Origin of the sequence: Lentibacillus sp., from assembly GCF_035301675.1 — a bacterium.
GTDB lineage: Bacteria > Bacillota > Bacilli > Bacillales > Amphibacillaceae > Lentibacillus.
The window spans coordinates 1-11404 of sequence record NZ_DATGTT010000088.1; the positions used below are offsets into that span (position 1 = coordinate 1).

Genomic DNA, 11404 nt, shown 5'->3' on the forward strand with positions numbered 1-11404 from the left:
CGGATTCATGATGATGGGCAGCCCGAAAATAATCGGTTCGTTCACGTTAAAGATACCCGGTGGACCACCCAACTTGCCGAGTTCTTTCAACTGCCGGCTTCGTCCAATCAGGAATATCCCGATGACAACCGCAAGTGTCATTCCTGAACCACCCATACCAACAAGGAACGTATCAATAAACTGCTTGGTTACAACATTCGGGAGTTCATTGCCTGCCTGAAACGCTTGAAGGTTCTCATCGTTCAAAGCGTACCAGATCGGGTCAAACACTGAATTGATCAAAATCTGCCCATGCAGGCCAAAGAACCAGAACAGCTGAATCAGAAGCACTGCAACAAGTGTAGCTGGCAACCCGCTTCCCAGAGCTGTCAGCGGCTCTTGTATAATGGTATAAATAAAGTTCTGGACGGTATCAAATGGAGTATAACTGAAAACAATCCGGACGACTAAAAATACACTTAAAGTTAATGTGATCGGAATCAATGCGCTAAATGACCGTGATACAGCATCCGGTACACCGGAAGGCATCTTGATGGTCAGATTTTTCTGGACAAAAAACCGATAAAGCTCTGCAGCAATGAATGCCGTGAAAATCCCGACAAACATCCCTTCTGCGCCAAGTACTGAAGTTGGGATAACACCCGAAACACCTTCCAGCGTTTGAGGTGTAAGAATCAGAAATGACGCAAACGCTGCCACACCACCAAAGATTCCTTCAATCCCATATGACTCTGTTAATTTCGTACCAATGCCAATAATGACGAAAGTCCCCATAATACTAAGCGTTGCGGCAGATGCAGGTCCCAGCGCATTCTGATAGGTTGCAAAAGCTTCTTCGCCTATCAGCAGATCGAGAAACGGCAGATTGGCCAGCACAACAAAAATCGAACCAAATATAATCAGTGGCAATGCGATCATAAAACCGTCTCGCAAAGCAGTTAAATGACGGTTATTATTCAATTTATCCGCAATTGGCATCAAAATGTTTTCAAGCATATCCATGAACTTATTGTTATTCATTGTACCCCTCCCCCCTTAATGGTTTTGATTATCCATTCATCAGCTTGAGTGCATGATCGAAGACTGCTTTTCCATCTACACGACCATATGCAACAGGATCGATAACATCGAGCGGTGTACCTGCCTCTTCAGCTGTCTTTGAATATTTCTTCTTCATAAATCGCATTTGCGGACCAATCAGCAGAACATCAGCATTTCCCATTTCCTTAACGGCCTTGTCCTGAGCGACAGCCCATATCTTGACATCAATCCCCCTGCTTTCCGCTTCATCCTCCATTTTTTTGACTAATAGACTTGTAGACATTCCAGATGCACATGCCAGTAAAATTCGTTTCATCGTTTTCGTCCTCCTCGTTTGTCCTGATTTAATTTCATTATAATATAAAAGCGCTTACATTTAGATGCAACATTTTTCCGCCAGATATAGGAAAGGATTACTATCAGATAAAAGTACCAATCGGGCCTGCAGCAGAAGAAGTGACTTTATCTCTCTTCACCATGAGAGTTATAACATCAACCTACATGCGCTTTTTCTCTAGGACCTTTTGGCCACTTTTAAACCTCATTTCAACAATTATAACCCTTCTATTTCTAAAAACATAAATAAAGCCGCAATGGCAGGTAATTGCGGCAGATTCATCATTTAATTCTCTTCTATAAACAACAGACTGGTCAATAGTCCGGCAGCTGTTCATCGGGTTACTCGACATAAAACGACAAAATTCGGGTGGTGGCAGGCACCCACCCAATCCAACCCTACAGCTCAATCAATACACCCGTCTTATCATCATTCATTTTCAGGCGGGGATATGCCACACACTCGGGGTCACGGTTTTCTCTCTTTTCCACTTCATGAAGCAGTCCATCCAGACCGGAATGGAACGCAATTGCCGCGGATTGCTTCCATGCGTCACTTTCTTCCAACCCGGTCGGCAGCATTAATCCGTCACTCAGCAAAAGAATTCCGGTAACCTTTTTCAAAGAAATCCTGCCACTTTCCAAATGATTTAAGGCAGCGTCACTTCCATCAATCACACCATATCCATCATTGGTGTTAAGCAAGGAGCGGTTTTCAATTAACATCGGCCGCACGTCTTCTCTTGCTTCAGCCATTTCTACCTGGTCACCCTTCTGCTTTCTCAATGCCACAATTTCATTTATTGCTTTTTGATCAAAATGGTGGAGCAAATCATATGTAACTGTTCGTATGTCACCATTCTCATATTGCAAAAAAATCATGCAATCCGCGGCGTGAACATAATCAAGCAATAAGTGATCCATATCGGTTAAAATTGCAGCAAGCGCACATGTACTCCTCTTTTCTTTTGGAACGTCTCCAATAGTCGCACTGCCACCCAGTCCAAGATATTTCACAGTTTCCTCACCGACCAGCTGGTTGGCAGCTTTCACCCTGTTTTCAAGTGACTCCCCTTTTATCGCCGCATCCAGCACTTTCTGCACGGCACCTGATGCAACATGTCCGGGAACACCTTCAAGCCCCGTAGCACCATCAATTGCCGCAAAGATTGCTGCTCCTTCATTTACAACATAAGCATCTTCATTTATGTTCCGATTACCTTGCTTGTACACCGTGTTTATTTTCATGGAATCCCTCCTTCTCCATCACCGGCTGCTTTCTCTGATAACCAGTTCTGTCGCCAATGTCACCTTTTTGGCTACTGTACGCTGCTGGAAAATCCGTTCCTCCATTAAAGATACGGCAGTCTCTCCCATCATTTCTGTATAAACCCTGACAGTACTTAACGATGGCGAGACATACTTTGCTACACTGGAATCATTGAATCCGATAATGCTAACCCTCCCCGGGACAGAAATACCATGGTCACGCAAAGCACGCAATGCCCCAATAGCAATTGAATCATTTGCGCAAAAAAATGCAGTGGGGAGGTCATCTTCTGATAGTATCGCATTTTCCATCATGTCATAACCGGAATCCACGGTAAAAGATCCCTTCAAGCAATACCTTTTATCGAATAATTCATTTGCGTTCATGTAGTCACGGAAGATTTCATATCTTGGATCCTTCAGCACTCCAGATGTACCGGGAACCTTTTCCTCGCCGGCCAGCATTCCTATTTTTGCATGCCCCCGTTCCATAAAGTGCGACAAAATACCGGTTGTCGCCTGCTTAAAGTCAGCGATAACAGAATCACATGAGGGCAGTGCATGAATGTTATCAACAAAACAAATATTGGAACTCCAATCTTTGAGCTGTTTCATTTGACGATGTGAAAATTTACCAATTGCAATAATCCCATCTATCTTCATACTGGGCTTCTTTTCCGCATTTTGAAACAGACGAATGTACTCATATTGGTCACTTTCCAGCTTCTTTTCCACACCCAGCCTAATTGAATAGTAATACAAATCATTCAACTCTTCTGTCTCGGTATACCAATGAACAATTGCAATTCGCATGCGCTGCTTTGTTTTTTTATGAATGTGTTTTTTATAATCAAGCAATTCGGCGGCGTCAAAAATGCGTTGTTTTGTTTCCGTGCCTACTGACAGTGCCGGGTCTTCATTAAGCACGCGTGATACAGTTGCGATTGAAACATTCACTTTGTCCGCTATATCTTTTATCGTCGCCATTTTTTCAACTCCGATCGATTAGTTATGCAAACTAACATTACTGCTTGTATCCGCCGCCGAGGTACGCTTCCGCAGATCGGCTTCAATTTCTTCCAGACTCCGCCCGCGCGTTTCAGGCAGATATTTCACGACAAAGATCAATGCGCCAACTCCAATCACTGCAAATATCAAAAATACCTGTTCAATTGCCATAACTTCGGTCAGCAATGGGAAGAACTGTGCGACGAGCAGGCTTCCGATTGATAATGCCAGAGCGGCAATGCCTGTTGCGGCGCCCCGGGCACGCATCGGAAATAGCTCGGGAAGCATAACCCATAATACAGGCCCCCATGTGAAGGCAAAGAATATAATAAACAATGACAGACAAGCCACAATAATCCAAGCGCCGACAGTTGATCCAAGACCGATTGTCCAGATTAAGCCGGCCATTATAACTAACGATCCAACCATCCCGATATTACCGGTAACCAACAATTTCTTCCGATCAATTTTATCGATTATCATAATCGCAACGATCGTAAAAATGACATTAACCGTTCCAATACCGACAGTCCCTAAAATGGACGTAACATCTCCAAGTCCAGCTTCACTGAAAATAGTCGGTGCATAGTAAATGATAGCATTAATGCCAATAATTTGCTGGAGCAATGCAAATGTACACCCAATAATCAGCGTTGGACGCAGCCAGGATGATTTTAATACATTCCATGTGCTGTCAGAAATCCGATTAATCTCAATCATCTCATCAATCTCTTTATCAATTTCACTTGGTTTCCGTGTCAGCTGCATGACACGACGGGCCGCTTCCTTACCGCGGTGTTCAAGCAGCCATCTTGGACTTTCCGGCATAAACAGAACACCAATCATTAACACGAGTGATGGTACAACAGCAAGCCCGACCATCCAGCGCCAGCCCTCTATATCAGCAAATGCATAGTTCACCAGATAAGAAGAAAGAATACCGATCGTAATCATCAGCTGATTCAACGAACTTAGCGATCCCCGCGATTCTGTCGGTGCCATTTCCGATAAATAGACAGGGACAATTGCAGTGGAACCGCCAACAGCAAGTCCAATAATCAATCGGCCAACTACAAGTGTTACCATATTCGGAGCAGAGGCTAGTGTTAACGCACCAATAATAAATAGAATGGAAATCATAAATACAAGCCTGCGCCGGCCGAATTTATCTGACAAAGGCCCGCTGAATCCCGAACCAAAAATTGCTCCTATCAACATGGAACTGACTACAAGTCCTTCCGTAAAGCTCGTCAGTGGAATATCATTTTTTATAAATAAGAGAGCGCCCGATATAACTCCCATATCATAGCCGTATAGGAGTCCACCTAAAGCACCGAGAAAAAATATCGTTTTTTTACCTATTTTTTTACTGCCTATCATCCATTACCCTCCAAATATTTGAATTTAAAAGTTAGTATACGCTTTCATATAATTCATGTAAAGTATTGTTTATTACCACACATGAACAATCCCCGCCACAGCAAACTTGCAGGTTAAATATTTTATTTTTTTACTAAAATTAAACTGAATTTTTATTGTGTATTTGATGGCACTGTAGTAAACTAACATAAGAGATTGTAAGCGTTTGTAAATAAATATACACAGGGGGGAAACCTATGAATAACCTCACCCAGGAGTTTCAGAAAATATTTAATCGTAACGAAGACCCGCGTACATTTTTTGCACCTGGGCGAATTAATCTGATTGGAGAACATACTGACTATAATGGAGGCCACGTTTTCCCGGCATCGATTTCATTTGGTACATACGCTCTTGGAAAAAGACGGAAAGATACGACTTTCCGCTTCTATTCGATGAACTTTCCGGAAGCTGGTGTCATTGAATGCGACCTTTCCAATTTAAGATTCAATGCACAGCACGATTGGGCAAACTATCCTAAAGGAATGATAAATCACCTCATCGAAACAGGGCATTCGATAACATATGGTGCTGACATCCTGTATTACGGTGATATTCCAAATGGAGCCGGACTCTCATCTTCTGCTTCGATTGAAATGGTAACGGGTGTCTTATTGGAGAGGTTATTCCAGCTGCACATCGATCGGATTAATCTGATTAAACTTGGACAAAAGGTTGAAAATGACTATATCGGTGTGAACAGCGGAATCATGGATCAGTTTGCCATTGGTATGGGGGAAAAAAATCATGCCATTCTATTAGACTGTCAGACGCTTGACTATGACTATGCACCGATTGAACTGGAAGATCACGCAATTCTCATTATTAATACGAATAAACAGCGCACACTCGCAGGCTCGAAGTATAATGAGCGCCGCCAGCAGTGTGAACAGGCACTTGCTGATTTGCAGAAAGAACTTTCCATTGAGAGCCTTGGTGCGCTAACAAATGCGCAGTTTGAGCAGCACAAGCAGCTCATTAAGAATGAAACCAATCGTAAACGGGCTAAACACGCTGTTACGGAAAACATCCGTACACTGGAAGCATTAAATAAATTACAGAATGGCGACCTGGAAGGATTTGGTCAGTTAATGAATGCATCGCATCATTCGCTCCAGCATGATTATGAAGTAACCGGTAAAGAATTGGACACGATCGTGGAAGCCGCCTGGGAACAGGAAGGTGTAATCGGGGCACGAATGACGGGCGCCGGGTTTGGCGGATGTGCCATTGCTATCGTACAAAAAGATAATCTGGACGATTTTAAACAAAATGTTAATCAAACTTATAAAAAAGTGACAGGCTATGATGCCACCTTCTATACTGCTGCCATCAGTGACGGGGCAAAAGAAATAACAAAAGAGGTGCTGTAAATGAGTATTCTGGTATTAGGCGGAGCTGGATATATCGGATCGCACGCAGTCTGCCAGCTGATTGACAAAGGTGAAAACGCAGTCGTTATCGATAACTTGGAAACCGGTCATAAAGAGGCGATACATCCTAATGCCACATTTTATCAGGGGGACATTCGAAACGTTGAATTTCTGAGCAGCGTTTTTGAAAAGGAATCGATTGATGCAGTCATGCATTTTGCTGCGAATTCACTTGTCGGTGAATCAATGGAAAAGCCGCTCCAATATTTTGATAACAATGTGTACGGCACACAGATTCTATTACAAGCGATGGTCGAACACAATGTTAAACATATCGTTTTCTCATCAACAGCTGCGACTTATGGCGAACCCGAGTCAATTCCGCTGAACGAATCGATGCCGACAAACCCGACAAATACTTACGGCGAAACGAAACGCACCATGGAGAAATTAATGAAGTGGACTGAACAGGCACATGGAATCAAGTATGTTTCCTTAAGGTATTTTAATGTAGCAGGAGCACGGGAATCCGGCGAAATCGGTGAGGACCACCGGCCGGAAACACATCTTGTACCAATTATTCTGCAGACTGCACTCAATCAGCGTTCCCATATCACTATTTTCGGAGATGACTATGACACGGCAGATGGAACTTGTATCCGTGATTATGTTCATGTAGAGGATTTGATCCAAGCACATATCTTAGCAATGAACTATTTAAAGAATGGCGGAAAAAGCGATATTTTCAATCTTGGCAGCAGTGAAGGATTCTCGGTAAAGGAAATGATTGATGCCGCACGACAGGTTACCGGCCAGGAAATTCCTGCAAAAATCGGAAAACGCCGGCAAGGTGATCCCAGCACGCTCATTGCAAGTTCCGATAAAGCAAAACAGATTCTTGGCTGGAATCCGTTACGTACATCCATCACACAAATTATGGAAGATGCCTGGTCTTGGCATTCCGCCCGTCCAAACGGCTATCAGGAGGGATAGATATATCATGATTTACCAAGTGATTAATGGATTGATTCAAAAGGCAATCGAAACCGGTCTGATCGAAAAAACGGACCATATTTATGTACGCAATCAGATTATGCACCTTTTGCAGCTGGAATCCTTTCCGGAATCCGCAGAGGCTGCAGTTGACGGCGAGAGTCCCGATTTGCTTGATAAATTGGTGGATTACGCCACCAAGCAGCACATCATAGATGATGTTTTTGATGATAAAGAAATACTTGCAGCTAATATCATGAATTGCTTTGTAGCACGTCCGTCCGTTATCAACGCTGTTTTTCAAGAAAAATACAGGAAATCTCCTAAAGAAGCGACCGATTATTTCTACCAATTAAGCAAGAACAGTAATTACATCCAGATGAAACGGATTGAAAAAAACATCCATTTTAAGGCAAAGACCGAATATGGTGACCTGGACATCACGATTAATTTATCGAAACCGGAAAAGGACCCGGAACAATTAAAACGCGAGCGAGCCAACAAGCAGCCGATTCATTATCCGAAATGCGTTCTTTGTGTTGAAAATGAGGGATATACCGGCAGAACCGGTTATCCAGCACGAGCGAATCACCGTGTTATCAATGTTCCACTAATGGAAGAAAATTGGTACTTGCAATATTCCCCATACGTTTATTATAACGAACACAGTATATTGCTTGCTGAGGAACATCGCGATATGAAAATTGATAAACAAGCCTTTGAGCGGCTGCTGACATTCATCGATAAGTTCCCCCATTATTTCATCGGTTCCAATGCAGACTTGCCGATTGTCGGGGGATCCATTTTATCGCATGACCACTATCAGGGCGGCCGGTACCGATTCGCCATGACCGATGCGGAAGAAGCATTTTCATTTAAACTGAACAATCATGATAACGTCACTGCTCATGTATTAAACTGGCCATTGTCGGTAATCCGGCTAAATGGTGCCGATAAAGAACACTTAACCGAGGCAGCCGATCATATTTTACAAGTATGGAAAAATTATTCAGATGAAACAGCAGATATCAAGGCTTTTTCCGGTAATACACCACATAACACCATCACACCAATAGCCCGGATGCGTGATGGCGTTTACGAGCTTGACCTTGTTTTACGGAATAATCGCACATCTGAGGAACATCCAATGGGAATCTTCCACCCACATGCAGATGTTCATCATATTAAAAAGGAAAATATCGGGCTGATTGAAGTGATGGGTCTGGCCGTTTTGCCGCCGAGATTAAAAGATGAACTTGCTGAAATCAACGAATTCCTGTTGAATAAACCCAGTGATGTAGAAGGCTATCATCAAGAATGGGCACAATCCATTAAGGAGAAACACGGTACAATTTCCACTCCAAGTGATGCAAAGCTTATTATGAAGCAAGAGCTGGGGCTAAAATTCTCAAAGGTTCTTGAAGACTGCGGTGTATTCAAAGAAAAATCAGGATTTGACCGATTTATCAGAACTCTGAATAAGTAGGTGAACAATGATGAATATCACAACCAAAAGTATCCAAAACAAATGGACAGAATTCACACTCACCAATGATTATGGCATGTCCGCCAGCATTTTGAACTTTGGCGGGATTATTACAAAGATGATGGTTCCGGACCAGCATGGCAAAACAGAAAATGTGGTCTTAGGCTTTAATAACTATGCAGATTATGAAGAGAATACCAATTATTTAGGTGCCCAAATTGGTCCCGTTGCAGGAAGAATTCAGAACGCTGCTTTCAAATTAGATGATAAAACATACACACTGGAAGAAAACGAAGGCAACAATCACCTGCACGGAGGTCCAAATGGATTTCATCAGGTCATATGGAGCGCGGAAACTTCCCAGTCAAACAATGAAGTAAGTCTAATTCTTACGCATACGGGCAGACATTTGGAAAATGGCTATCCGGGCAATCTTGACGTATCTATTACGTATACACTGAACAACGCCAATGAGCTTACCCTGAACTACCAGGCGACATCCGACCATGATACACCTGTCGCACTGACGAATCATACCTATTTTAATTTGAGCGGCGATATGAAAGGTACGGTCCACAATCACCATGTTCAATTTGACAGCCGTTATTTTGCAGAACTCGACGAGGAACTCATTCCAACCGGTCAACTGATTGAACCGGTTGACACATCTTTTGACTTTCGTAATGGGCGTTTACTTGGCGATGGCCTCAAACCGGAAACAGCACAACAGATAATTGCAGGTAATGGCTATGATCATTACTTTATGTTCGGAAGCGAAAAGGCAGTGACTGTATCGGAAAAGAACACCGGACGCACCATGAAGATTCACACCAGCGAGCCGGGAATGGTGCTCTACACTGCAAACGGACTGGATGAAGGACTAAAATTGAACGAAGGATTATCCCAAAAATACGCAGGCGTATGCTTTGAAGCCCAGCCCCATCCGGCAGCTCTTCATCATGATGGCTTTCCAAATGTCATATTGCCAACAGGAGAAACATATCGCAGTTACATTAAATATTCTTTTAAATAGTCAAAGGGCCGCGGCAAACGTATTGATTAAAGAAAAATCCAAACGATGATTCAGAATTCTTAGTTGGATTCGAATCAGTTTGGATTTTTCCTTTTTTAAATGGGGTTCCGCGCTCATATTTGCGTGCTCCGGAACATGTTCAGGGCTTCTTGGCACATATTTGGTGTGTCCCGGCCGCAAATCATTCTTTTATGTTTACTGTTTCATCATAACTCCTCCAATTTCCTAACCTTTAACAGACCCAGCCAAAAGTCCACGGACAAAATACTTACCCAGTAGAATATAGATGAGTAGCGTCGGCAGTGCTGCAACCACCGCCCCAGCCATTTGCACATTCCATTGCACAATCTGGCTTCCGGAAAGGTTCTGCAGTGCCACCATAACTGGCTGCGTTTCATTTGTTGTCACCGTAACGGCAAATAGGAACTCATTCCAAATGTTTGTGAACTGCCAGATTGCCACAACGACAAACCCGGTTATCGACAGCGGAATCATAATATGTCTGAAAACACCGAGGAAACTTGCACCATCAATTTTGGCCGCTTCAATCATCTGATCAGGAATGTTGGCATAAAAGTTGCGGAACATCAGGGTTGTTATCGGCAGTCCGTACACAACATGCACCAGAACCAGTCCCGCAATCGTATCGTAGAGCCCAATGCTGCGTATAAATTGAATCATAGGGATTAGAATGCTCTGATAAGGAATAAACATACCAAATAAAATAATCGTAAATAAGGTTTCCGACCCTTTAAATTTCCACTTCGATAATACATACCCATTCATCGCACCTAATAATGCAGACAGCAGTGTGGCGGGTATAACCAAATAAACACTGTTCATAAAGTTTGGTGCCAGCTCTTTAACCGCCTGAACATAGGAGCTGAAATCAATCGATGTCGGCAAAGCCCACATGTGCTCAAGCGATACTTCATCCAAGGGTTTTAAACTCGTTACGATGATGACATAGACCGGCATTAAGAATAAAAGAGCAAAGAATATTAGAAGGATGTACTTAATTGTTTTTCCAAGTGAAAATGGTGCCATTAATGATCACCCTTTCTGCTGTTCCATAAATACGGAACGATGAATACCGCTACCACCAGAAGCATGATAATGGCTATAGCAGCACCATTTGCATAGTTATTGCCTTTGAAGGTCGTTTCATACATATATACAGCTGGAACGTCGGTAACAAAGTTCGCCCCCGACCCGGTCATGGCATAGATTAAGTCAAATATTTTCAATGACATATGCGCCATGATAATAATGACACTGACCGTTATTGGCATCAGCATCGGAATAACAACCTTCCGATATACTTGAAACTCACTTGCTCCATCCATGCGTGCCGCTTCACGCAATTCATCAGGAACCCCGCGCAAGCCAGCCAAATACATCGCCAATGAAAATCCTGTCATCTGCCAAGCTGCTGCAATGACAACG

The 11404-nt window shown here is 43.0% G+C and carries 11 protein-coding genes; 4 read left to right on the forward strand and 7 right to left on the reverse strand.

Annotated features, from left to right (window positions below; genetic code table 11):
• From VK097_RS13435 to glcP, 5 genes are all read right to left on the reverse strand, one after another.
• A partial coding sequence (locus VK097_RS13435) for a PTS sugar transporter subunit IIC (protein WP_324212308.1) occupies positions 1-1020 on the reverse strand: 1020 nt, incomplete at its 3' end.
• A gap of 28 nt (positions 1021-1048) precedes the next feature.
• Positions 1049-1357, reverse strand: coding sequence for a PTS sugar transporter subunit IIB (locus VK097_RS13440; protein ID WP_324212309.1), 309 nt, complete (start codon positions 1355-1357; stop codon positions 1049-1051).
• A 419-nt stretch (positions 1358-1776) separates the two neighbouring features.
• Positions 1777-2625 (reverse strand): protein phosphatase 2C domain-containing protein, encoded by an 849-nt coding sequence (locus tag VK097_RS13445; protein ID WP_324212310.1) that lies wholly within the window; start codon positions 2623-2625, stop codon positions 1777-1779.
• 18 nt (positions 2626-2643) lie between these two features.
• Positions 2644-3633 carry a LacI family DNA-binding transcriptional regulator gene (locus tag VK097_RS13450; RefSeq protein ID WP_324212311.1) on the reverse strand — a complete coding sequence of 330 codons (990 nt, stop codon included), beginning with the start codon at positions 3631-3633 and terminating at the stop codon, positions 2644-2646.
• Between the two features lie 18 nt (positions 3634-3651).
• Positions 3652-5034, reverse strand: a complete 1383-nt coding sequence (gene glcP, locus VK097_RS13455) for a glucose transporter GlcP (RefSeq protein ID WP_324212312.1) — start codon at positions 5032-5034, stop codon at positions 3652-3654.
• Positions 5035-5270: 236 nt separating this feature from the next.
• Between glcP and VK097_RS13460 the strand changes: the two genes are divergently transcribed.
• From VK097_RS13460 to VK097_RS13475, 4 genes are read left to right on the forward strand one after another with little or no spacing between them, the layout of a single operon-like run.
• Positions 5271-6446 carry a galactokinase gene (locus VK097_RS13460; protein ID WP_324212313.1) on the forward strand — a complete coding sequence of 392 codons (1176 nt, stop codon included), beginning with the start codon at positions 5271-5273 and terminating at the stop codon, positions 6444-6446.
• Positions 6447-7439 (forward strand): UDP-glucose 4-epimerase GalE, encoded by a 993-nt coding sequence (galE, locus tag VK097_RS13465; RefSeq protein WP_324212314.1) that lies wholly within the window; start codon positions 6447-6449, stop codon positions 7437-7439. It begins immediately after the preceding gene.
• A gap of 7 nt (positions 7440-7446) precedes the next feature.
• Positions 7447-8925, forward strand: a complete 1479-nt coding sequence (gene galT, locus VK097_RS13470) for a UDP-glucose--hexose-1-phosphate uridylyltransferase (protein WP_324212315.1) — start codon at positions 7447-7449, stop codon at positions 8923-8925.
• A gap of 10 nt (positions 8926-8935) precedes the next feature.
• The gene (locus VK097_RS13475) at positions 8936-9958 is read left to right on the forward strand and encodes an aldose epimerase family protein (RefSeq protein WP_324212316.1); all 1023 of its coding nucleotides are present in this window, start codon (positions 8936-8938) and stop codon (positions 9956-9958) included.
• 225 nt (positions 9959-10183) lie between these two features.
• On the opposite strand, the gene VK097_RS13480 is transcribed toward VK097_RS13475, so the two are convergent.
• Entirely contained in the window at positions 10184-11005 is an 822-nt protein-coding gene (locus VK097_RS13480; protein ID WP_324212317.1) for a carbohydrate ABC transporter permease, read from the reverse strand.
• A partial coding sequence (locus VK097_RS13485; RefSeq protein WP_324212318.1) for a carbohydrate ABC transporter permease occupies positions 11005-11404 on the reverse strand: 400 nt, incomplete at its 5' end. The genes VK097_RS13485 and VK097_RS13480, both read right to left, overlap by 1 nt.